The organism is Prevotella sp. oral taxon 475 (genome assembly GCF_018127805.1).
GTDB lineage: Bacteria > Bacteroidota > Bacteroidia > Bacteroidales > Bacteroidaceae > Prevotella.
The window spans coordinates 424,311-447,782 of record NZ_CP072334.1 but is presented as its reverse complement, the minus strand read 5'-3'; the positions used below and the strand labels follow the sequence as shown (position 1 = coordinate 447,782).

Genomic DNA, 23,472 nt, shown 5'->3' with positions numbered 1-23,472 from the left:
GTGATGAAAAAGGAAAAAAGAAACATAGAAGAAATAGATCGTTTCATCGGAGAAACTTTTGGTATAAGCCCAGCTAAAAGTTCAAGTGAACAGACCGTCGCTGAGTTTCGGGCAAAAGGAAAGAGAAATACTCAAGAGCAAAAACAACAAGAAACAGAGCATATCATAGAGCATGCCACGCCATCCGAGCCTGCACAGCATACAGAGAATGCAACCGTTCAAAGACGCATCAGTGCCAAGATGAGAAAAGAGACACTCGAAGCATACAAGCAAGCGTTCCTCGTTCCCGCAAAGCTAAGCGAGAGAAAAGCGGTTTACCTGAGTAAGGAAACACAGGAACGTGCGAACCTCATCGTGCGCAGGTTGGGTGACAGGGGCAGCAACCTCTCAAGTTTCGTGGAGAACATCGTGCGCAACCATTTGGAGGAATACGGTGAGGATGTAGAGAAATGGAGGAAGCTGTAAACAACAGAAAAATGGTCGAGGGTTTTTAGAAAAAGGAACGCCCCTTTCACTCAAAATCCTCGACCGTTTTAGGGTAGTACCAACAATAGATTTTTACTGAACACATTGAATGGTGGGAATGCCACGAACACAGTTAATCTTCTGAATGCATAGCATTCATTTTTGGACGACAAAACGCTTTATGCGTAAATGGAACGTTAGCTGACATTGCAAGACGTCAGTTTGTACCCACAAACTGCGCTTGCTCCCCTCGTTTAATTGTCGGGAAGATTAGATCGTAATCACTCCGTTCTCATCGGTCAGTGTTCAGAAATTAAGCAATAACAAATCATCTACGATGATTAACTTTCAAAGAAACTTATATGAACAGATATAATAGAAAGACTGCCAAGTGGCAGCAACGAGGTAAGGAAGAAGCGAGGATGAACAAGACGGAGTTCATCAAGGCAAGATGTACTTTAGAGGAAAAGCAACGTATCAAGTCAAAGGCGGAAAGTACAGGGCGGAAGTTCTCAGACTACTGCCGTGAGATACTCCTTAACGGTGAAGTGGCAGCTGTTCCCAAGATGACCGACAATGAAAGGGAAGCCATCGAACTACTCAGACGAGCGGCCTACTTCTTCTCACATATTTCCAATCTTATCAAGGTAAAGGATGATGCATGGGTACTGATTACCCAAAGTCTTTCTTATCTGGCAAGGGAAGCATTTAAGCGTTTCTTCAATCAAAAATACCGCATTGAGGAAAGGGCTATTAAACTCTTAAATCTAATGGAGAATGATAGGAAAGTGTAAGGCAATAGCGCACGGAAGCACGGCTTTGGATTATATTTTCAGAGAGGGCAAGCTCGGCAGTCGGCTTGCCTTCCATAACCTTTGCAGCAGAGAACCGAAGGCTATCTATGAAGAAATGAAAGTGGTCAGCGATTACAACACACGTTGCAGGAACAAGTTCCTCCGCATTGAAATTGGTATCGCACCACAAGACGAAAGAAAGCTACCTGTGTCAGAACTTATGAGGATAGCCCATCTGTTTGCCAAACAAATGGGACTTGACAAACACCAATGGGTGGCGGTAGCACACAAGGACACCGACAACAGACATATCCATATCATTGCCAACCGCATCAGCCTGTATGGGGAGGTCTATGATACCACTTTTGTAAGCAACAGGGCAGCAAGAGTGGCGGAGGAAATCAGCCGCTCGAAAGGCTTGACTATCGCAAAGGAGGTCAGGGCGGAGAGGAAGCATCAGAAAACAAAAGCCAATCCTACGAGAGAACAGACCAAGCAACAAATACAGAAGATTTGCTATGCTCTACTTGAAAAATACAAAGGCACAGGCATCACGGGACACTCCATGTTTCTCTACGACCTTAACAAGAGTGGTATAACTATCGAACGCTTGAAGAATAAGCAGGGCAAAGTATACGGTTTGAAGTTCTCCTTTGGCGGGCAATGTTTCAAGGCTTCCGAAATCGGCAGGGAGTTCGGCTACCGTTCTTTGCAAAAGAACTTTGAAGCAGGCAATAAAGCCGAAACAAAGGAGATAATGACAAAAGCTCAAATAATGGCGCACGAGCAGGAAAAGAGCAAACCCCAACCGGATACAGCCTATCAACTTGTTCCTCCCAGCCGTTCGTACACACCGCCTACAAAAGCAAACGAAACTTCACCTATTGCACAAGCCGTAGGAAATGTAGCAAGCACTGTCTTGAATGCTGCTGAAGAAATAATTTCGGGAGCAGGTGGACTTATCAATCCACAGACACATGGCGATGATTATGCTGAGACGGTATGGCAACGAAAACTCAGAAACCAAGCCAAGAAAAAGAAGAAAAGAGGAAGAGGTATATAAAAGCTAGCTCTTCTCTATTTCCAATCACCAAAAAACTCAATGATGACGCAAATGAACGAAAATCTTATCAAAAACGCTTGTTATTCAAAGTAAATGATTATCTTTGCAAATAGAATAACAAGCGTTCTTTGTTGATGTAGAAACATGCGACAGAAAGCACTTCGCTCGTTTCCAAATTGTTACCTGTTTAGTTTGTATCATAAGGTAACTTCTTCTTTCTCAATTAGATACGTTTTAGAAATCATCTTTACGTGTAAGGAGGGGAGGAGTCGGTTGTAAGAAGAAGAGGAGGAAGTGATAAAGAGGAAAGAGAGAAGTCATCAAGAGCAAGAGAATGTCTTTTTATGACGATCTCCTTACTTCTGATGACTTCCCTCCTTACTCTTTTCTTTCTTGCTACTTACTCTTTTTCTCCTTATTCTTTCACTCCTTACTACGAAAAAGCTTTTTCCTTAAAGTTCGGAATCTTCTTCTCCACCCACGATCTCTTGGATGTTGAACAACGGACGATGCTTCGCCTCGGTGTAGATTTTTCCCACGTAAACACCCACCACACCGATGGAAAGAAGCACAATACCACCGATGAACCACATGCTGAGCATGAGCGAAGCCCAGCCCGGATAGGCTGTGTGAACAATGAGAGCGTGCAGTACATAGAAACCGATGAACAGACTGAGCAACAGAAAGAAACACCCCAAATAGAGGATGCCGTAAATGGGACGAACTGAAAACGAGGTGATTCCGTCAAGTGCCAGCGAGAGCATTCGTTTGAGCGTGTATTTGGATGTGCCTGCCGTGCGCTCGCTAATCACGTCGTCTACGGTGGCAGACGGGAGTCCTATCAACGGGATCAGTCCGCGTAGATAGAGGTTTCGCTCACCATAGTCGGCCAATATGTCAAGTGCTCGGCGACTCATCAGTCGGAAGTCGGCATGATTAAACACGCTGTCTACCCCCATTTTCTGTTGTAATCGGTAGAAAGCCATGGCCGATAGCCGTTTGAAAACAGGGTCGGCACGACGCGAAACCTTCACGCCGTAGACAATATCGCTACCTTCGCGATAGTGTTCCAGCATGCGAGGGATGGCCGAGAGATCGTCTTGCAGGTCGGCATCGATGGTAATCACCACGTCAGCCCACGTCCGTGCGGTGAGCATTCCGGCCATGATGGCGTTCTGATGCCCCACGTTTCGTGTCAGATGAATGCCTCGAACGAGACGATTCGACCTGCTGGCGCGCACAATGAGTTGCCAAGTGCGATCGCGACTACCATCGTTGACGAACACCATCATACTGTCCGGGTGGAGTGTTCCGTCGGAAATCAAACCGCGAAGCAACTCGGTGAGACGTGCAACGGATGTCTCAAGCACTTCCTCCTCATTGTAACAAGGCAGAACAAGAGCCAATTTCGTCATCGTACAGGGTGTTTTCGTTGAACAAATTCAGCGTAGGTGATGAACTCTTCGCCTCGATTCTTCAGCATTTTTACGAGTCGGTCGAGCCTGTTTACCATCTCCCACCCGCTGTGATGGCGGATAATAAATGGCATTCTGTACTCGGAATGTGCCTGAAGGTCGTAAAATTCCCAGGGATGGAAATAGGTAACGAAGTAGCCATCGTGCCGTAATACACGCCGAACCATGGCATGATAGAGCCATTGGGGCAGATTATGCAAGGACAACCAAAAGAGGGGGAAGCGTAAAAGGGGAGTCACCGAGGCCGGAATCTGCATCACATCGCCCTGCATAAACCATGTTCGGGGTGTGGTGAGGTGCATATAACGTCCTGGAATAAAAGCCGGATTGAGCGAAGAGTTGTATAAGAAGCCGGCATTTTGAATATCTTCGTCACTCACAGGGAACATACGGGGCTGCCGATAGCCTTTCATCGGTAGGCCAGTCACGTCTTCGAGAATCTGTTTCGACTGCAACACGTCGTCAGTCTTAGGTCTCCAATGGTCCACTCCGTGGCAAGCCACTTCGTGTCCCTCGTCAATAATGCGGCGAAGTGTGGCTGGAGCCTGCTGAGCAAAGTTGCCTGTGCAGAAGAAAGTGGCCTTTACGCCGTTCGCTTTCAAACAATCCAGAATGCGACGGGTACCTTCTACCGAGACGCATACTCCCTCTTCCAGCGAAATATCTATGCCATGTTCGCGCGGAACGTCGAACTCCTCGGTATCAAAACTCAGTAATATCATATCTTTACCTGATTAAGTCTCGGCTGCAAAGGTACGAAAATAAAGTCAGTCCGAAACAAGCTGAATGCGGTAAAGCCATTTATCTCAGCGAACATCTTAAGCCGATGTTGAGATTGAAGTTGGTAGGACGATCTTTATAGATAGTGGCCAGATTGTTGCCGTTCTTGAAATGGTGGCTCACACCCGGCTCTACGTACACACTGAAGACCTTATCGAGTTGGCATTCGGCCCCGATACCGGCGTTCACCGAGAGCTGTATCTCTGGCATTTTCACCTTTTCGGTAGTCTCGTTTTCGGCCGATGTGTCAGCATATCGAGCCTTTGTGCGGGTCTTTCCGCTCACCATCTTCTCGCCCATTGCCCCTGCCGAGGCATAGATTTGGAAGCGTTTGTTGCCCCATATCCGGTAGTTGGCGTTCAGCGGAATACCGATGAAGTGGAGTGTTTGTTGAGTTTCACTGGCATATTGCCCCGATTTCTTCGTTATCTCAGAGTAATGCCTGCTATAAGTCAGACCTCCCTCCACGCTCCATCTGCGGTTCAAGGCGTAGCGAACCGACATTCCGAAGCGAACGGGCTGCCGATGGTGCACCTCTTGAGAAGATTGTGCGGATTGATTTTTCAGTTCTCGGTCGGCGGGTTCATTCATTTCCGAATCATAAACCACACCGATGGCATTGGCCTGTCCCAGCGCATGCCTCACGGCATTGCTTCCATTGGATGCCATCATCGCCCCCGAGACATACACTTTAGCGGTGAGCGAAGAGGCGGTTCCTCTCTGTTGGTGTTTAGAGAGGAAAGGATTGCCGGGCGAAACGTGAGCCTCGGCGTTGCATTTGGGGGGAGTCTGCCCCCGATTGTCAGTACTGTTTTTGGAGGTTTCGGCAGATTCGGTTGTCTCGGTACGGGTTATGGCAGCGGTGTTTGCCCCTGTTTCCTCGACCGGAACCTCTGCCCAAGCGTCTTCATCGATAGCGGTTTGTGTCCTAATGTTACTCTCTATGTTCGGTCGTTGCGTTTTTTCTGCCGCTGCGATCTGCCCTCCCGGCAGATGATTGATTTCTGTTTGCGGTACGTTGAGGCCCATCTGCGACGTCGATGCACCTTGATAAGCGTTCAAGTTTTCACCGTTGCGATGCAAGAGCAGCACTGTTGCGCCGCCCACCAGCAGAGCCACTGCCGCTGCCGCCCATCTGTTAGCGAGCCCTCGGCGCGGCTTTGGCTGACCCAACGCGGGTGTTATCCTTTCTTCTATCTCTTCCCACGACAGCAAGGGGGCCGTCTGTCGATAGTCGGCCAGCTTCTCTTGCAACTCTTTTCTCCATTGTTCTTTCATCGTGGTTCCATTGAATGGTTATACATTTCTATTTTTCGGGCCAGCAGATTCTTAGCTCTGTGCAGCTGGGAGGCCGAACTATCTTTCTTAATGCCCAGAAGCTGGGCAATCTCCTGGTGACTTTTGTTCTCGAAGACGAAGAGGTTGAACACCATTCGATAGCCTTCGGGCAGTTCTCTCACCATTTGATGAATCACCTCTGCGGGCACATCGCGTATGGGCGGATCGTCTATTTCTTTCTCGTCGGGCACATCTGCCACGAGCGAAGCAAAGCCGTTGCGTTGTCGATTCTTCAGAAACGAGAGCGATTGATTCACCACAATCCGCGTGGCCCAGGCCTGTAGCGAACCAGGTCCTCTGTAGTTAAACTCCCGGATGCGTGTAATGATCTTAACAATGCCATCTTGAAGGACATCTTTCAGGTCGTCATCCTGATCGATATAGCGTGCACAAACCCCTGTGAGATAGTCGATATACAGCGTGTAGAACTCCTTCATGGCCGCGTTTTCGCCGTCATGCATACGTTTTACCAACTGTTTTTCTTTGTCTCCGATGAAAAAATGCACTTTCAGTCTATTCTGTTGGTCTGCACCGGTGCCGTCATTGCCGCCATGTGGGTGTGAGAAGCGTGGGTCTCCTTTCGGGTGCAGTATTTGAATTTGGCCATTTTCATTCCACTATAAGAGTTCCATTTCAAGGTGAGCCACACGGTTTTACCTTTCGTATCGGGCAATCGATCGAGCCGGAAAGCCACGATACCATCTCCCACTCGTCCGTAGAGATCTTTCTGTGCGTTGTGAAAGAACGTCACTTGGTAGGGATCTTTCTGATCGCCGGTGGGCACAAGATTCACCAAATGCCGAACCCCCACTCCCCATCTCGTTCTAAAGCGCAGGGTGAGGTATCCGTCTTCGGCAATGCTCACCCAGTCGTTCACCACCTCGAGAGGGTCGGTTCCATAGGTAGCCGTATTCTTATCGCCCAGCGTCGGAGCCATATTCTTGGTGCGGATGCTATCGATCCAGTTGATGTTCACCATCTTTCCGCTGTGGGCCGTATTCTCTTCGGCAAGAGTATAGTTGACCAGTGCCCTCACCTCTTTACTTCCGAAGGGTGCCTCTTTGATGTTAGCGGGCAGCAACACCACCGAGTCGTTGAGTTGCATCGTAAACGACGAGTTGGTCGTATTGGGCTTTACGGTGACGAGAGCTGTAGGATAAGACAGGCTATCGTCATTGTTCTCATCGCGGCAGGATTGAAATCCCGTTCCCGCAACGATCATTGCCAAGGCTATGAGCCAGAGTTGTTTTCTTTTCATATCTCGTCTCGTTAAGTTATGTTTGCCTTTTAAATGGCAAGTTTAGGAAAACTTGCGTCAAGAGGGAAAAGAAAATATATAAAGAATGTTAAGTTCTTGACGCAAAAAGGTAGTGGAGGAGAAGAGAAAAGGGGGAAGAATCTCTCGCAGAGAACTTGACAACTTGGCATCTGCCTCCTGTACAGGAGTGCGGAGAGACGAAACAACGACACTTGGTCATATCGCCACCAACGTCCGTTTATCCAACGAAATACCCTTATCTTTGCAGCGAAAATCAACAAAAACGAATAATAACAGAAAGCAAAAAAAGAATGATTCAGGAACAAGCAACAGGGTTGAGAGCCCCCAAGAAGCCAGAAAGCCGTCGTCTTAACAACCGTTTGGCAAGACGATTCGGAACAACAGGTAAGCAAAAGTCGACCATCAGGCAACGATGTCTTTATCTCTTATTCGGTCTTGTCGCATCATTTCCGGCACAAGCACAGATGCTTTTCTCGGAGAATTTAACGATGAACATCGACAGTACGAAAACGATTCAGGGCTCCTTGCAGCCCGTTCTCGATTTCAAAACCGAGAAAGAGAATGTGCTCACCCTTAAAAACACGGCCAATCTCAACCTATTGATAGGACGAAACCGCGTGGTGAATCTCATCAACAAACTCGAATTTGCCACCTATGGCAAGCAAATCACCGTGAGCGGCGGGCATGTTCACGCCGAATATCGCTATTTGCTGCACCATGCCTTTGAGGTTTATCCTTACGTAGAGTCGCAATGGGCAGGCAGTAGAGGGATGACGTTCAAGGTTTCTACCGGTTTACAATCGCGCTACCGAATCGTGAACTCCACCCATTGTCTGCTCTTTGCAGCCGTAGGATTTTTCTATGAGTTTGAGAAATGGGCCTATCCCGATCCGCCCACAGGCACCAACCCGCATGCCTATAGCCGCAGCGTGAAAAGTCATTTATCGCTGAGTTTCAGACATTCGCTCGGAGACCGGTGGGAGCTCACTACCACAGCCATTCATCAAGGCAAGCCCGACGGCTATCTCAAGAGTGCCCGATGGGGTGGTGCCGCCGACCTACTCTATCGCATTACGCCAAAGATCGGCGTTCGTGGCACCTATCGCCTCATCTACGACACGGCTCCCATCGTGCCCGTCCGCAAGAATTACACCACCGTCGATGCCGGTCTCGACATCTCTTTCTAAGAGTGGAAAGGTTCTGCTTGCGGCCCTTTGCGAAAGGACCGTCCGAGTCTTCCGGAAGTATTTCATAAAACATTGAAAATCAGAAGCATAGAAAGCCGGCTGCATTTTCTTAGCTTTTGCCTTGCGTTTTCTTAGCTTTTGACCTCCATTTTCTTAGTTTTCGCACAACGTTTTCTTAGCTTTTGCAGAAGCAACGCTCTTTTACCTGATGTTCGAAGCGAATGAAATTCTTGTGGTTCGACCTTGATTTCTCAAATTAATTGACGATATTTGCATACGACAAACGCTTTCTCTCACACGCAGAAAATGGGAAGGCCCGCACTGCCGGGATAGATGCTGCCTTCTGCAAACTGAGCAACGAGAGAGGCATCGACCGAAAAACGAATCAGAAAGAAGATGAGAACAATCAAACGAGTATGGGTCTTGACGGTGGCTCTGTTGGCCGTCTCGGCGCTGTCGGCACAGAAAAAGTTTTCTGTCTACGGTGTGGGCTTTTACAATATGGAGAACCTTTTCGACACGTGTCACGACGAGGGGAAACGGGATTATGAGTTTCTGCCCACCGGATCGTATCGATGGAACGGGATGAAATATACGCACAAGTTGCACAATATGGCGCGCGCACTGGCCGATTTGGGTACGGATGTGCTACCGAACGTGGGTTGCGCGTTCGTCGGACTGGCTGAGGTGGAGAACCACAAGGTGCTCGACGACCTCACCGCTCAGCCTCAACTGGCACAACGCGGCTACCGATATGTGCACGTAGAGGGGCCCGACCGCCGCGGCATCGACTGCGCCCTGCTCTATAACCCCTCGCTGTTCTCCGTGCGTACGGTGAAACTGGTGCCTTATATTCAAACGCTGGCAAAAGACAGCGACTTCTTGACGCGTGGCTTTCTCACCATCTGCGGCACGCTGGCCGGCGAGCCTGTGGCGGTGGTAGTGTGCCATTTGCCCAGTAGATTCAGCGATAGCTTCTATCGCGAACAGGGTGCACGGCAAATCAGAGCTATCAAAGACTCGCTGCTGCGCGAAGACTCTGCCTGCAAAGTGCTGGTGATGGGCGATATGAACGACGATCCTATCGACAAAAGTATCTGCGAGGCTCTGGGCGGAAAGGGCCAGATCGACGAGGTGGGGAACGACGAGATGTACAACCCTTGGTATAACATCTTGGTGAAAGAGGGCGTGGGCACGTTGCTCTATCAGGGGGCGTGGAACCTGTTCGACCAGATTCTGCTCTCGCCCAACTTGTTGAACCGACACGGAACGAAAGATTTTGCGACACTGAAATATTGGAAACACCAAATCTTCAAGCGCGACTATCTCTTCCAAACCGAAGGGAAGTATAAGGGTTCGCCCAAGCGCACCACGGCGGGTGGCGTGTGGCTCGACGGATTCAGCGACCATTTGCCCGTGGCGGTCTATTTGGTGAAAGAGCAAAAGTGATGCTCTCTCCAAGCAAAAGTACGAAGAGATGACACAACACACTCTGCAAGAACCGCAACACACACTGCCCGTCGAACGCCATCCACTCAGTCCGTTTCTGCCCGAAGGATGCAAACTGCTGATGCTCGGCAGTTTTCCGCCGGCACAAAAGCGGTGGTGCATGCACTTCTACTACCCCAACTTCATCAACGATATGTGGCGTATCTACGGACAGGTGTTCTTCCACGATAAGGAATATTTTGTGGATAAGGAGCGCAAGACGTTCCGATTAGACGAGCTGAAACCTTTCTTAGAGCGCCTCGGGGTGGGCATTTTCGACACGGCTACGGCTGTGAGACGCACCACAGGGACGGCTGCCGACAAAGATTTGGAGGTGGTGGAGGCTACCGATTTGGCCGCATTGCTCAGGCGAATCCCCCAATGCCGAGCGGTAGTCACTACGGGACAGTTGGCCACCAACGTGCTGATGACCCGATTCAACATCTCCCAACTGCCGGCCGTGGGACAGTATGTGCCGTTCACATTCGAAGACGACGGGCGCGAGATGCGGCTCTATCGCATGCCCAGCAGTTCGCGTGCCTATCCGATGAAGCTGGAAGCGAAAGCCGAGAGATACGAGAAGATGTTCAAAGAGGTGCTTTAGAAACCACTCATTAATCCCCCAACTTATGCACAAGACAACCATTATCGGCATCGCCGGAGGAACCGGTTCGGGCAAAACAACCGTTGTAAAAAAGATTGCCGAGGCCCTTCCACCGCATTATGTGGCCGTGGTTCCACTCGATTCTTACTACAACGACACTTCGGACATGACCGAGGAAGAACGCCATGCCATCAATTTCGACCATCCCGATGCCTTCGACTGGAAACTGCTGACCAAACAGGTGAACGACCTTCGCAACGGAATGGCCGTAGAACAACCCACCTATTCGTATCTGCTGTGCAACCGTCTGAAGGAGACGATCCACATCGAACCGAAGCCGGTGATTATCATTGAGGGCATCATGACGCTGCTCAACAAACGGCTACGGGATATTATGGATCTGAAAATCTTTGTCGACGCCGATCCGGACGAGCGTCTGATACGCAACATTCAGCGAGACACGATCGATCGCGGACGAACGGTTTCGATGGTGGTGGAACGCTATCTCGAGGTGCTCAAGCCCATGCATGAGCAGTTTATCGAGCCTACCAAACGCTATGCAGACCTCATTATCCCGCAAGGAGGCGAGAACGAGAAGGGCATCTCTATCCTTTGCCGCTACATCGAGGGACTGGTTCCGGTGGAATAGACGGAGGGCACAGACCTTGTTCTACGTCAAAAAAGGAACTGCATCTTATATCTTATATAAAATAAGGTGGTGAATGTCATGAAATTATTGTAATTTTGCAACGTATAAAAGACGAGAGTGTATCATTAAACAAGTTCAAGAAAATGAAGAAATGGATATTTGCATCGCTCATGATGCTTTGTTTGGGGATGACAGGTCGGGCAGCAAACGATTCGGAAATCAAGAATCTGAAAGCCCGGCAGGAGGTGTTGAAGCTGACAACTAAGTTGAACGCGCTGAAAATCTGTTACGAAAAAGAGCTGGCTAAGCTTGATAAGTATCAGGCTGAGGCTACTGAAGTGAATGCCAATGCTGACGCGACACAGGTGATTACCTACTCCACCGAGAACGCTGCGGCTGTGGCCAAGGCGGCCAAAGAACGGGCCAAACAACTGAAAAAGGTGACAAAGGCCAATAAAAGACTGGATAACCAAAGGAAAAAGTTGAAGAAACTGGAAGAGAAAATGTCGAAAACGCAAAACCAACTCGACCAACTCAACAAGAGAATCGAATTCGTTTCGCAATAAAACCAACCCTATCGCTATACCGATCAAAGAGGTATGCGCACGAGAAAAGCTCCTTATCACAAGGGGCTTTTTTCGTGTTTGTACCCTGTTCGGTCCGTTTGAAAATCGAGGTTGCTTATTCAACAGAAGAAAAAAAGACATGCGAAAAAGCAGAAAGGCCTTGTTGGTTTATGTATTTTAGAGTATCTTTGTGGTCGATATAACTAAAAATTATTATTATTTACCGAGGATTAAACAAGATACGATTAAAAGATAGACCGATGCAACTGAAATTTATTGTTATTTTATCTCTCTTGATCAATCCTTTTTCAATAAAAACAATGGCACAAACAACGATGGCGCTCCAAAAGATGGAAGGCTTTCCCTGCACCGAACAGGGGTATGAGAAAGGCGTGTCGGCGTGTTTCTGTGGGGTTATGAATGGCTGGCTGTATGTATCGGGCGGCTGTAATTTCCCCGAGAAACCTGTGGCCGAGGGCGGAGAGAAACGATATTACCAAGCCATTTATGCGGCAAGACTGGGCCAGAAGCCTCGACTTGCGTGGCGAAAGGTGGGCGAGCTGCCTGCTCCGGCGGCCTATGGCGTAAGTGTGGTGTATGAGAATTCGCTGCTTTTTATCGGCGGAAACAATGCCAAGGGGAGCTTGACGACGGTGATCAGACTCCGAGGCGAACTGAAAAACGGAACGAACAACGAGGCGGATGCTGCCGACGTGACGATAGACTCGCTGCCTTCGCTGCCCCATGCTTTAGATAATATGGCCGGAGTGGCTGTAGGCCAGAAGGTGTTTGTGCTGGGCGGAAACTGCGACGGGAAGGCTTCGCGGCGGGTTTGGTCGTTGGACATGACTTGTCTCGAGAACGGTTGGACGGAGGAGACCGAGATGCCGGGTATCGCTCGGGTGCAACCGGTGGCGGCTCAGCTGGAAAATGGTGGGCTGGCCGTTTGGGGTGGATTCGCTCCTAAGACGGAAACGCATGCGGCAGAGTTGGCTTTGGGCGGACTCTTGCTGACGGAGAAAGGGGAATGGAGCCCTCTTGCGGCACCCGTTGATGAGCAGAACGAGGAGGTGTTCCTGGGTGGAGCAGCGGCCATCGGTCTGCCTTCGGGCGACGTGCTGGCAGTGGGCGGCGTGAACAAGGAGGTGTTTCTGGCGGCATTGAATCGGCTGCCTGAGGGCTATCTCACACACGCTCCCGAGTGGTATCGGTTCAATCGTCGTGCATTACTCTACAAGAATGGTTCCTGGCACGAACTGCTGCAAGACCCTTGCTTGGCGCGCGCCGGCTGTGCCTTGGCCTATCACGATGGCTGGGTGTATGTTGTGGGTGGCGAACTGAAGCCCGGCATCCGCACACCGGAGATTGTGCGGGTGAGGAGTAAGTAGAGAAGGAATAAGTAGTTAGTAAAAGATATATCCTTGTCAACTTCTCAACTCATTAACTCGTCAACTTCTCAACTCATTAACTCGTCAACTCCTCAACTTATTAACTCGTCAACTCCTCAACTCGTCAACTTAAAAAAATGACACATCGAAAATATTATCCTTGGTTGGTCGTAGCCCTGCTTTGGGTGGTGGCCTTGTTGAACTACATGGACCGACAAATGCTCTCCACGATGCAAGGTGCCATAAAAGCCGACATCGTCGAACTGAACAAGGCCGAGACCTTCGGCGCATTGATGGCCGTGTTTATGTGGGTGTATGGCTGTTTCAGTCCGTTTGCCGGCGTGATCGCCGACAAAGTCAGTCGGAAGTGGCTTGTGGTGGGCAGTTTGTTTGTCTGGTCGGCAGTGACTCTCTCGATGGGATTCGCCACCAGTTTTGAGCAGCTTTACGTGCTACGCGCCTTGATGGGTGTGAGCGAAGCTCTGTACATTCCATCGGCTTTGGCTCTGATAGCCGACTGGCACACGGGTCGTTCGCGCTCATTGGCCATCGGTGTGCACATGACCGGACTCTACGTGGGGCAGGGATTGGGCGGATTCGGAGCCAACCTGGCCCATCATTTCTCGTGGAATCAGACGTTCTTCTCGCTCGGACTCGTGGGCGTGCTCTACTCGTTGGTGCTGACCTTCCTCCTCAACGAAAACCCTGCATGCAGCGTACAGACGCGCCAAGAGGGTCAGGAGCGGCAAAGCTTGTGGGGCGGACTCAGCGTGGTGCTCTCCAACTGGGCCTTTTGGGTAATTCTTTTCTACTTCGCCGTGCCCAGTTTGCCGGGTTGGGCCACAAAGAACTGGCTGCCTACGCTCTTCGCCGAGAATCTATCGCTCGACATGACGCAAGCCGGTCCGCTCTCGACGATCACCATTTCCCTTTCCTCATTTGTGGGTGTGATTCTCGGCGGAATCCTTTCCGACCGATGGGTGCAACGCCATTTGCGAGGTCGAATCTACACCAGTGCCATCGGTTTGGGGCTCACCATCCCCTCGTTGCTGCTCCTGGGTTTGGGGCATAGCGTGGTAAGCGTGGTAGGAGCCGGACTCCTTTTCGGTTTGGGCTATGGCATTTTCGATGCCAACAACATGCCCATCCTCTGCCAATTTGTCTCGCCGGCCCATCGCGCCACGGCTTATGGCATCATGAATATGACGGGCGTGTTTGCCGGAGCCGCCGTGACGCAACTCTTGGGACGTTGGACCGACGGAGGTCATCTCGGTTTGGGGTTTGCCTGTCTCGGAGCCATCGTGTCGCTCGCCCTCATCCTTCAACTCGCCCTCCTGCGGCCTACAAGAGATTGAAGGTTCTATGGATGCGTCTGCCTCTTAAAGAGGAAACGGCTAAATGATCCTTCAATGGAAAGAACGAAGCTTCCAACTACTCGGAAAGCTTAAAAAAGGAGAAGAACAAACGATCCGAGGTCTCGGATCATTCAACAGCCCCTCATTGAGAAGGCTCTTCAGTTTCCGATCACTTGGAAGAACTCAAACGAAGAAAAAGAAAAATAGTTATTCACCATAACATTGTCAATGTTCCATTGCCAATGCTCAATTAGAAAAAGGATGGAAAAAATTATTGGTTTAATCGACGCGCCGTTCACCCCCTTTCACGCCAACGGCGAAGTGAATTTCGAACCCATCGACCGTTACGCCACCATGTTGGTGAAGAATGGATTGAAGGGAGTATTTATCAACGGCTCGTCGGGCGAGGGCTACATGCTGACCACCGACGAACGCATGCAACTGGCCGAACGATGGATCGGTGCAGCCCCCAAAGATTTTAAAGTCATCGTCCACGTGGGCAGCTGTTGTCTCAAAGAAAGTGCCACCCTGGCACGGCATGCCCAGGAGATAGGAGCCTGGGGTGTGGGAGCCATGGCTCCGCCGTTCCCTAAAATCGCACGAGTGGAAGAACTCGTGAAATATTGCGAGACCATCGCCGCATCCGCCCCGCACCTACCGTTCTACTACTACCATATCCCTGCCTTCAACGGAGCTTTTCTGCCCATGACCGAACTGCTCGAGGCCGTAGACGGGCGCATCCCCAACTTTGCCGGCATCAAATATACCTACGAAAGCCTCTACGAGTATAACCAATGCCGGATGTACGGAGGCGGAAAATTCGACCTGCTTCACGGACAAGACGAAACCATCCTACCCTCCCTGGCACAAGGTGGCGCGCAGGGCGGCATCGGCGGAACGACCAACTATAACGGACGCGAACTCGTAGCCATCATCGAGGCCTGGAACCAAGGCGACCTCGAGGCCGCACGCCAACACCAAAACTTTGCTCAGGCCGTGATCAATGTGATCTGTCGCTATCGTGGAAACATCGTCGGCGGCAAACGCATCATGAAACTCATCGGATTTGACCTCGGTCCCAACCGCAAACCCTTCCGCAACCTTACCGACGAAGAAGAAGCCCAGATGCGACGCGAACTCGAAGCCATCGGCTTCTTCGAACGATGCAACACCATTTAATTCTCAACGCTCAATTATTCAGGATGAATTACTTCAAGCAATGGGCACAACGTTACCGCGACGACCTGGTGAACGACATCATGCCCTTTTGGATGCAACACGGAATGGACCGCGAACACGGCGGCCTCTACACCTGCGTCGATCGCGACGGAAGTCTGATCGACCCCACCAAAAGCGTGTGGTTTCAAGGCCGATTCGGATTCATCGCCGCCGCAGCCTACAACCACATCCAGCCAAACGAGGAATGGCTCGAGGCCTCGAAAAGCTGTATCGACTTCCTTCTCGACCATTGCACCGCACCCGACGGGCGAATGTATTTCGAAGTAACAGCCGACGGAACGCCGCTGCGCCTCCGCCGCTACCTCTTCTCAGAGTGCTTCGCCATCATCGCCATGGCCGAATACGCCATCGCCTCGGGTGAGAGGACGTATGCCGAGCGCGCCCTCGAACTCTTCTCGCTCGTGCAACGTTATGCCAACACTCCAGGTCTGCTCGCGCCCAAATATCTGCCCGCCTTGGCCTGTCAGGGACATTCGCTCACGATGATTCTCATCAACACCGCAGCCCGCCTGCGTAAGGCGATCGACAGCGAGATACTCACGGCACAAATCGACCGTTCGATCAACACCCTGCAAACCCATTTTCTCCATCCCGAGTTCAAAGCCCTACTCGAAACCGTAGGCCCCAACGGCGAATTTATCGACACCGGAATGGGCCGCACCATTAACCCCGGCCACTGCATCGAGACGGCATGGTTCATCTTGGAAGAGGCTCGACACAGAGGCTGGGACGAACAACTCAAACAACTCGGACTGCAAATTCTCGACTGGTCGTGGGCCTGGGGCTGGGATGAGCAGTATGGCGGCATCATCAACTTCCGCGACTGCCGCCATCTTCCGCCGCAGGATTACTCGCAGGACATGAAGTTCTGGTGGCCGCAAACCGAAACCATCATCGCCATGCTCTATGCCTATCTGGCCACGGGCGAGGAGAAATACCGGGAACGGCACCAATTAGTCAGCGAGTGGACCTACGCCCACTTCCCCGACCCGGAATACGGCGAGTGGTATGGCTATCTGCATCGCGACGGAACGGTGGCGCAGCCCGCCAAAGGCAATCTCTTCAAAGGTCCGTTCCACATTCCGCGGATGATGATTCAATCCCATCTCTTGTGCAACGACATCCTTCAGGCGCATCAAGAGAAGTAACCATCAAGAAGAAGAGAGCGTATCGGAATTCTGATACGCTCTCTTTTTTTTGATCCGATGGTTCGCCCAACCTTCATTTCCTTCCCAAACGGCGGCCTTTTGTGCATAAAAATCTTTTTTGCTACTCAGAATCCGAGATTCTGTGCATCAAAATCTTTTTTCTGCTCGAAAATCTGAGATTCTGTGCACCAAAATCCTTTTTCTGCTCCAAAATCCGAGATTCTGTGCATCAAAATCTTTTTTTTGCTCGAAAATCCGAGATTCTGTGCATCAAAATCTTTTTTTGCTCGAAAATCCGAGATTCTGTGCATCAAAATCTTTTTTTGCTCGAAAATCCGAGATTCTGTGCACCAAAATCTTTTTTCTGCTCGAAAATCCGAGATTCTGTGCACCAAAATCCTTTTTCTGCTCGAAAATCCGAGATTTTCGGTACCAAAATCTTTTTCGCTTCCCAAACTGCCGCATTGTAGGAGATACAAAAAGAAAAAGCGAGTGTATCATCAAAAATAATGATACGCTCGCTTTTTTCTTTGCTCTTTTCGGGGTTGAATTCAGAGCAGGGGGGAGAGTAGACGGATGAGCGACTCCCAGAGCCGAGCCAGGAAGGGGCGATGGGCGAAGATGTCGGGGTTGTCGAGGACGATGCATTCGGCTTCGTCGTCGAGGTAGACTTTTTTGAGGCGCAGAGCCATGTCGCGGTCGTAGAAGAAGACGTTGGCCTCGAAGTTGTTTTCAAAGCTACGGAAGTCGACGTTGGTCGAGCCGCAGGTACAAAGCGAATCGTCGCAGACGAGCAATTTGCTGTGATTGAATCCGGCGCAATAGAAGCACACTTTTACTCCGGCTTCGAGAGCGGCTTGGGTGTACGATCGGCCGGCCCACTCGATGATGCGCGAATCGCTCCGGGCCGGAAGCATCAGTCGGATGTCTACACCTGCCTGACTGGCGGTGCGCATGGCGAAAAGAATGGGTTCGGTGGGCAGAAAGTAGGGCGACTCCATGTAGACATATTCCTTCGCCTCGAGCAAGATACGCATGTAGCCCTGCATGATGTCGGGCCAGGGCGAGACGGGACTACTCGTCACCACCTGTGCGATGCAGTGGTTGCGAATGTGGGGCGAGAGTTCGGGATAATAGGCTTGATCGGTGATGAGCGTTCGAGCCATGAAATACCAATCTACCAGGAAGGCACGCTGAATGCCGTAGACCGCTCCGCCGCGCAATCGGAGATGCGTGTCGCGCCACTCCTGCCGCCGCGTGCCTTTGACGTATCGCAAGGCGATGTTCATCCCGCCGATGTATCCGGTTCGCCCGTCGATGATACAGAGTTTGCGGTGGTTGCGGTAGTTCATCTTACTGGTAAACATGGGGAATCTCACGGGCATGAATGCCTGCACCTGAATTCCCTCGCGCATCATTCGCTCGAAGAAGGCGTTGCGCACGCTCCAACAGCCTACGTCGTCGTAGAGAAGGCGCACTTCTACGCCCTGTCGGGCTTTGTCGATGAGCGCATCGGCCACGAGTCTTCCCAAGGCATCGTCTTCGATAATGTAGGTGCCGAGGTGGATATGGTGCCGAGCGCGCCCGATCTCTCTGAGCAGATCGAGAAAGAAGTCGTGCCCGTTGGTAAACACCTCTACGTCGTTATCTTTATAAGGTAGGGCGAGATTGAGATTGGTAAAGAGGTTGATGATTTCGCGATGCGCCTGTGGCAGTTGGAGTTGCCCTTGTCCGGCGTATTCGAGCATGCTGCGTTTGGTGAGTCGATCCATGCTGCGTTGACTCACGAGTCGCTCTCGTCGGGTGTTTTGTCCGAAGAAGAAGTAGAGCACGATGCCCACGATCGGCACAAACGTGAGCACCAGAAGCCAGGCCATGGTCTTGGCGGGCTGCCGGTGGTCCATCAGCACTTTCGTCATCACGCCGAGGGTAGTGCCGATATAGACGATGAGAAAGATGGTGTGGAAGTAGTGCATGTTTCGTTGACGAGGTGATGAGTTAACGAGTTGACGAGGTGACAAGTTGACCAGTTGACGAGGAAGAATGCCTGCGAGTTGTTCCTCACGAAGAGAAAGCATTGCTTGATTCTCCGCAGTCGTTTCTGTGATAAGGACGAACCGTTCAGGTGATGATTTCGTTGCCTAAGCGTTTAGCTAATTGATTTCGGATGAGCTGCATGTCTTTATATTCAGTCATCAGCTGCATCAATCGTTCGGGCTGACTGGCAGATTGGGCGATGGCAGCCTGTAGAGCCTTGAGATGATGTTCTACATAGTCCATGCGAAAGTCGAGCACCAGGTGGAGCGTTTGCTGGCGGAGTTCCTCTTCTCGGGTCTTCTCGGCCAAGACACGGGCATCTTCGTCGAGGTCATCAGGAGTCTCTTTTTGGGGGACGGAGAGCTGATAAGGATCTACAGAGAGCTGGGTGGCCAGGCGACTGATGTCCACATCGTCGTGATGCACGAAGTAGGGTTCGGCTTCGAATCCGGGATAGGCACACCGTTCCACGGCCTGAGAGAGGATACGATTGAAGACGGGGTCTTGAAAGCTGAGCCCGTCGGAACTCAAATCGTATTGAATATATTGGGCCACGGTGAGGTTATGGCGGTTGCCGGCCTCGTCTTCCACGTTACGGAGGATGATTTTTTCGCCGTGCCGAATGATGAGTTGCACCAACATCCGCTCCACTTTACTGGCTTGACCCAAAGGCGTGGCCGAGACGAGAGACTCTTGCAGGTTGGCCACGAGCGCCTGTTCTCTGCGCTGTCGATTCTCAGAAGACTGCCGGCCTCGGGCTTCGCTGATAAATTCGTTCATCGTATTGATGAGCGTTCCCTCAGGAAGTCCTTGCGTGATGGCGCATTCGTGCAAGTACTTGGAACGCAACACGTGGTCGGTGACGAGAGAGATACTCTTCACAATCGAGGCGATCGCTTCCGATTGCTTCGTGGGGTCGGTCACTTCATTCAGAAGCAGTTTCGTTTTGTATTCGATAAAATCGGTTTGATGCTCGGCGATATATCGTATAAACTCCTCGGCGGTGTGTTTTCGGGCGAAGCTATCGGGATCGTCTCCGTCGGGGAAGAGCAGCACTTTGACGTTCATTCCCTCGGCCAGCAGCATGTCTGTTCCGCGCATAGCAGCGTGGATGCCCGCCTCATCGCCGTCGTAGAGCAGAACGATGTTCGAAGTGAAGCGGTGCAGCGTGTGAATCTGATGAATGCTAAGAGCCGTGCCCGAGTTAGCCACTACATTCTCAATGCCGCACTGATGCATCGAGATCACATCGGTATAGCCCTCCACCATGTAGACACAGTCGTGCTTGGCGATTGCTTTCTTAGCTTGAAAGATGCCATATAGTTCATGGTCTTTGTGATAGATCTCCGAGTCGGGCGAGTTGACGTATTTCTGTTGCACGCCTTTGGTACGCGCGTCGAGCAGTCTACCGCCGAAGCCCACCACCTTTCCGCTCACACCCAACCAGGGAAAGACGACGCGCCCGGCGAAACGATCGATCGCCCGCCCATCGCTGTCGCGGCGATAACACAGTCCGGTCTTCACGAGAAACTCCTCGCGATAGCCCTTATCCGTGGCCGTGCGAGCCAAGAGTTCGCGGTCGGGCAGGTCATAACCCAGCCGAAACCGCCGGATGATGTCGTCTCTGAATCCCCGACTGCGAAAATAGGCCAACCCAATGGCCACTCCGTCCACATGATGGTGCAGCGTTTGCTCGAAAAAGTCTGCCGCCCAACTGTTCACAATCAGCATACTCTCTCGTTCGCTTTGCTCCCGTCGTTCCTCGTCGGTGAGTTCGCGCTCCCGAATCTCGATGTGATATTTAGCCGCCAACCATCTCAGTGCCTCGGGATAAGTCATCTGTTCGTGCTCCATGATGAAGCTCACGGGCGTGCCTCCCTTGCCGCAGCCGAAGCAATGGCACATCCCCCGCGCTGGCGACACCATGAACGAGGGCGTCTTTTCGTTGTGAAAGGGGCACAACCCCTTATAGTTGGCTCCGGCTTTTCGAAGCGTTACGAATTCGGACACCACATCCACGATGTTGGCAGCCTCTTTAATCTTTTCTATGGTAGCCTGGTCGATCATCAGCTTTCTTGTCTTGTCATTGCACAAAGGCCCTTTTCCGCGCTCCCCCACTCTGCTTTTCGATAGGCATACGCCTGTCAAGAGAGAGGGAAAGAGCCCTTGCAAAGTTAGGAAAAAGAACGGAAAAACGCATCGTTTGCTTGTCAGCCCGTCTGTTTCTTCGTATCTTCGCCCTCCGCAAAGAAAAGAAAAAGAAGATGACAATTCAACCCAACATGCACCCATCGCCCCTGAAGATGGCTATCGTCGGTGGCGGAGCAGCGGGTTTTTTCGCCGCCATTGCCGCAAAAGAAGCCCATCCGGCGGCCCACGTCACGATCTTCGAGAAAAGCCAGAAAGTGCTGGCGAAGGTGGGTCTCTCGGGTGGCGGCCGATGCAACCTCACCAATTCGTTCGCCCAAATCAAAGATTTGAAAAATGCCTACCCTCGCGGCGACAAACTCATGAAGCGACTTTTCAACGTCTTTAATCACGAAGACGCCCACAGATGGTTTGAGACGCATGGTGTGAAACTCGTCACACAGACCGACGAATGCGTCTTTCCGCAGTCGCAATCCTCGCAAAGCATCATCGATTGTCTGGTGCAAACAGCCCACCGATTGGGCGTAAAAGTGCAAACAAGGCAGAGCCTTTGTGCGTTGCAGCCGCAGGAAGACGGTCTGCTCCAACTATCTTTCACAAATGGGCAGAGGCGTGTTTTTCATCGAGTAGCCATCACAACGGGCGGTTCGCCACGGGCGGAGAGCCTGCAATACCTGGCTCACCTGGGCCATGCCATTATTCCTCCCGTCCCCTCGCTCTTCACGTTCAACATCGCCAGTGCCGCCTTTCGCTCGCTCATGGGTTTGGTGGCAGAGGGTGCAACAGCCTCTATTCCCGGCACAAAACTGCGTGCCACGGGCTCGTTGCTCATCACTCACTGGGGTGTCAGCGGTCCGGCCATCCTCAAACTCTCGTCCTACGCCGCGCGCTACGTCAGCGAGCAGAACTATCGCTTTCCGCTTTCCATCAACTGGATCGGGCAAACCCATACGCCGACTGCAACAGAAACGCTGCAACGCCTCCTCCTTTCTCACCCTCAAAAGCAACTCTCGGGCTTACGTCCTTACGGTCTTGCCACACGTTTGTGGCTTTATCTGTTAGACAAACTGGGACTGGAGCCCGACCGCCGTTGCGACGAACTGGGCAAGAAAAACCTGCACCGACTGGTAGAAACGCTCACCAATGACCGTTATGAGGTGACGGGCAAGGGCACCTTTCGCGACGAATTCGTCACCTGTGGCGGCATTGCCCTCAGCCATCTCCATCTCAACACGCTCGAGAGCAAGGTGTGTCGACATTTGTTTTTTGCCGGAGAAGTGTTAGACATCGATGCCATTACCGGCGGATTCAACCTCCAAGCCGCCTGGACCACGGGCTATGTGGCAGGCAGGAGCCTTGTGGCCGACACCTCCACGCCTCCCCATTCTTCTCTTACGCCTCAGTAACGAGCCGTTCTCACTCCACCATTTTTATTTCAACGCACCAGCGGTTTACCCTCGGAAATCCAAGCCATGATGCCCCCTTTGAGGTTCATCACCCGATAACCCTTCGTCGTCAACAGTTGTGCGGCCGACGCACTGCGCTTACCACTTCGGCAATACACCGCCACGGGCCAGTCTTTTCTGAGCCGGGCAGTGGCCTCTGCCAGGAAGTCGGTTCTGAAAACATCCAGCAACAAGGCTCCTTTCAGATGGCCTTCGTCAAACTCTTCCTGCGTGCGCACATCCAACAGCTGCACCGAATCTTTTTTCAACGCCTGCTCAAAGTCCTCTGCATTCACATTGGTGAACGCCGTTTGAGCCGTGGCTCCGAAGATACTACTCCAAAATGACATAAGCACAAAGATTACTTTTCTAACGTTCTGATTCATCGCCGAGATTTTTTCACAACCGCATCAAGCCTTTTTTCCAACTTCTCCGACATCACTGTGCCCATCACCACTCGTCCTTGCGGGTCGATGAGATAAAGAGACGGAATCCACTTCACGCCGTAAGCCTTAGCGATGTCGGCCTCACGCATCTTCTTGAGTTCGCTCACATGCGTGTAGGTCATACCATATTTCTCGATGGCAGCCTTCCATTGCGCGGCATCTACATCGAAAGAGATGCCCACAAAAGCCACTCCTTTACTTTTCAACTTGTGATACATCGCCACAACCTGCGGTGCATCTTTGCGGCAATCAGGACACCACGAGGCCCAAAAGTCCAGCACGACGTATTGGCCTCTCAAACTGTGCAAACTAAAACTCCCACCATCGGCCGTCGGCAGCGTAAAGTCTGGGGCCTGCGTGCCGGGCTTCAGCAGCGTGGTAGCATATTGCAGGTCGGGGTCGCCCTCGTCTTTCGGTTGTGCACCGACGGTGACAGAACCGAGTGAAAAGAAGGCCCAAAGAGCCATGGTGGCTCGAAATATACCTATTGTTTTCATCATTCGCATTTTTTTAATTCAAAAACTTATCTGTGCAAAAGTAGAAATTAAATGCTTGAAAAAATCATCCTTCCTCTCTTT

At 51.3% G+C, this 23,472-nt stretch carries 22 protein-coding genes; 13 read left to right on the top strand and 9 right to left on the bottom strand.

Translation table 11 applies throughout. From position 1 onward, the window contains the following. Positions 1 to 3 precede the first annotated feature (3 nt). The 3 genes from J5A66_RS01720 to J5A66_RS01710 all read left to right on the top strand — a co-directional run bounded on the left by J5A66_RS01720 (position 4) and on the right by J5A66_RS01710 (position 2,322). Entirely contained in the window at positions 4 to 465 is a 462-nt protein-coding gene (locus J5A66_RS01720) for a DUF3408 domain-containing protein (RefSeq protein ID WP_211790766.1), read from the top strand. Positions 466 to 827: 362 nt separating this feature from the next. Next, complete coding sequence (locus J5A66_RS01715) at positions 828 to 1,259, top strand: hypothetical protein (RefSeq protein ID WP_021590387.1); 432 nt, start codon at positions 828 to 830, stop codon at positions 1,257 to 1,259. Then, positions 1,243 to 2,322: a relaxase/mobilization nuclease domain-containing protein gene (locus J5A66_RS01710; protein ID WP_211790765.1), complete on the top strand. Its 1,080-nt coding sequence runs from the start codon at positions 1,243 to 1,245 to the stop codon at positions 2,320 to 2,322. Before J5A66_RS01715 ends, J5A66_RS01710 begins: the two co-directional genes overlap by 17 nt. A gap of 452 nt (positions 2,323 to 2,774) precedes the next feature. Here the strand turns inward: J5A66_RS01710 and J5A66_RS01705 are convergent, their stop codons facing one another. The 5 genes from J5A66_RS01705 to J5A66_RS01685 all read right to left on the bottom strand — a co-directional run bounded on the left by J5A66_RS01705 (position 2,775) and on the right by J5A66_RS01685 (position 7,173). Next, positions 2,775 to 3,737, bottom strand: a complete 963-nt coding sequence (locus tag J5A66_RS01705; RefSeq protein ID WP_211790764.1) for a glycosyltransferase family 2 protein — start codon at positions 3,735 to 3,737, stop codon at positions 2,775 to 2,777. After that, positions 3,734 to 4,519, bottom strand: coding sequence for a polysaccharide deacetylase family protein (locus tag J5A66_RS01700; protein WP_211790763.1), 786 nt, complete (start codon positions 4,517 to 4,519; stop codon positions 3,734 to 3,736). Before J5A66_RS01700 ends, J5A66_RS01705 begins: the two co-directional genes overlap by 4 nt. A 79-nt stretch (positions 4,520 to 4,598) precedes the next feature. Then, complete coding sequence (locus J5A66_RS01695) at positions 4,599 to 5,855, bottom strand: outer membrane beta-barrel protein (protein WP_211790762.1); 1,257 nt, start codon at positions 5,853 to 5,855, stop codon at positions 4,599 to 4,601. Then, a complete protein-coding gene (locus J5A66_RS01690; protein WP_211790761.1) occupies positions 5,852 to 6,421 on the bottom strand; it encodes an RNA polymerase sigma factor in 570 nt (189 codons plus the stop codon). Before J5A66_RS01690 ends, J5A66_RS01695 begins: the two co-directional genes overlap by 4 nt. A gap of 2 nt (positions 6,422 to 6,423) precedes the next feature. Further along, positions 6,424 to 7,173: a NigD-like protein gene (locus J5A66_RS01685; RefSeq protein ID WP_211790760.1), complete on the bottom strand. Its 750-nt coding sequence runs from the start codon at positions 7,171 to 7,173 to the stop codon at positions 6,424 to 6,426. Positions 7,174 to 7,484: 311 nt separating this feature from the next. Between J5A66_RS01685 and J5A66_RS01680 the strand changes: the two genes are divergently transcribed. The 9 genes from J5A66_RS01680 (at position 7,485) to J5A66_RS01640 (ending at position 16,818) form a co-directional block, all read left to right on the top strand. After that, complete coding sequence (locus J5A66_RS01680) at positions 7,485 to 8,381, top strand: hypothetical protein (RefSeq protein WP_211790759.1); 897 nt, start codon at positions 7,485 to 7,487, stop codon at positions 8,379 to 8,381. A 396-nt stretch (positions 8,382 to 8,777) separates the two neighbouring features. After that, a complete protein-coding gene (locus J5A66_RS01675; RefSeq protein ID WP_211790758.1) occupies positions 8,778 to 9,830 on the top strand; it encodes an endonuclease/exonuclease/phosphatase family protein in 1,053 nt (350 codons plus the stop codon). A gap of 28 nt (positions 9,831 to 9,858) precedes the next feature. Beyond that, complete coding sequence (locus J5A66_RS01670; protein WP_211790757.1) at positions 9,859 to 10,473, top strand: uracil-DNA glycosylase family protein; 615 nt, start codon at positions 9,859 to 9,861, stop codon at positions 10,471 to 10,473. 25 nt (positions 10,474 to 10,498) lie between these two features. Further along, positions 10,499 to 11,122, top strand: a complete 624-nt coding sequence (udk, locus tag J5A66_RS01665) for a uridine kinase (protein WP_211790756.1) — start codon at positions 10,499 to 10,501, stop codon at positions 11,120 to 11,122. A gap of 143 nt (positions 11,123 to 11,265) precedes the next feature. Beyond that, positions 11,266 to 11,688 carry a SlyB protein gene (locus J5A66_RS01660; RefSeq protein ID WP_211790755.1) on the top strand — a complete coding sequence of 141 codons (423 nt, stop codon included), beginning with the start codon at positions 11,266 to 11,268 and terminating at the stop codon, positions 11,686 to 11,688. Positions 11,689 to 12,008: 320 nt separating this feature from the next. Further along, positions 12,009 to 13,076, top strand: a complete 1,068-nt coding sequence (locus J5A66_RS01655; RefSeq protein ID WP_211790754.1) for a cyclically-permuted mutarotase family protein — start codon at positions 12,009 to 12,011, stop codon at positions 13,074 to 13,076. Between the two features lie 137 nt (positions 13,077 to 13,213). Next, the gene (locus J5A66_RS01650) at positions 13,214 to 14,431 is read left to right on the top strand and encodes an MFS transporter (protein WP_211790753.1); all 1,218 of its coding nucleotides are present in this window, start codon (positions 13,214 to 13,216) and stop codon (positions 14,429 to 14,431) included. A 261-nt stretch (positions 14,432 to 14,692) separates the two neighbouring features. After that, a complete protein-coding gene (locus J5A66_RS01645; RefSeq protein WP_211790752.1) occupies positions 14,693 to 15,610 on the top strand; it encodes a dihydrodipicolinate synthase family protein in 918 nt (305 codons plus the stop codon). After that, on the top strand, positions 15,595 to 16,818 hold the full coding sequence (locus tag J5A66_RS01640; RefSeq protein ID WP_371742862.1) for an AGE family epimerase/isomerase: 1,224 nt from the start codon (positions 15,595 to 15,597) through the stop codon (positions 16,816 to 16,818). Before J5A66_RS01645 ends, J5A66_RS01640 begins: the two co-directional genes overlap by 16 nt. Positions 16,819 to 17,369: 551 nt before the next feature. Here J5A66_RS01640 and cls read toward each other — a convergent pair. Then, on the bottom strand, positions 17,370 to 18,794 hold the full coding sequence (cls, locus tag J5A66_RS01635) for a cardiolipin synthase (protein ID WP_211790751.1): 1,425 nt from the start codon (positions 18,792 to 18,794) through the stop codon (positions 17,370 to 17,372). A 145-nt stretch (positions 18,795 to 18,939) separates the two neighbouring features. Continuing rightward, positions 18,940 to 20,922: a DNA primase gene (dnaG, locus tag J5A66_RS01630; protein ID WP_211790750.1), complete on the bottom strand. Its 1,983-nt coding sequence runs from the start codon at positions 20,920 to 20,922 to the stop codon at positions 18,940 to 18,942. Between the two features lie 197 nt (positions 20,923 to 21,119). Here dnaG and J5A66_RS01625 point away from each other — a divergent pair, with 197 nt between their 5' ends. Further along, positions 21,120 to 22,409: an NAD(P)/FAD-dependent oxidoreductase gene (locus tag J5A66_RS01625; protein ID WP_249109998.1), complete on the top strand. Its 1,290-nt coding sequence runs from the start codon at positions 21,120 to 21,122 to the stop codon at positions 22,407 to 22,409. A 29-nt stretch (positions 22,410 to 22,438) separates the two neighbouring features. Here the strand turns inward: J5A66_RS01625 and J5A66_RS01620 are convergent, their stop codons facing one another. Together J5A66_RS01620 and J5A66_RS01615 are read right to left on the bottom strand one after the other, a co-directional pair. Continuing rightward, positions 22,439 to 22,834 carry a rhodanese-like domain-containing protein gene (locus J5A66_RS01620; protein WP_211790749.1) on the bottom strand — a complete coding sequence of 132 codons (396 nt, stop codon included), beginning with the start codon at positions 22,832 to 22,834 and terminating at the stop codon, positions 22,439 to 22,441. Beyond that, positions 22,831 to 23,394: a peroxiredoxin family protein gene (locus J5A66_RS01615; protein ID WP_371742861.1), complete on the bottom strand. Its 564-nt coding sequence runs from the start codon at positions 23,392 to 23,394 to the stop codon at positions 22,831 to 22,833. The genes J5A66_RS01620 and J5A66_RS01615 overlap by 4 nt, the downstream gene beginning before the upstream one ends. Between the last annotated feature and the right edge of the window lie 78 nt (positions 23,395 to 23,472).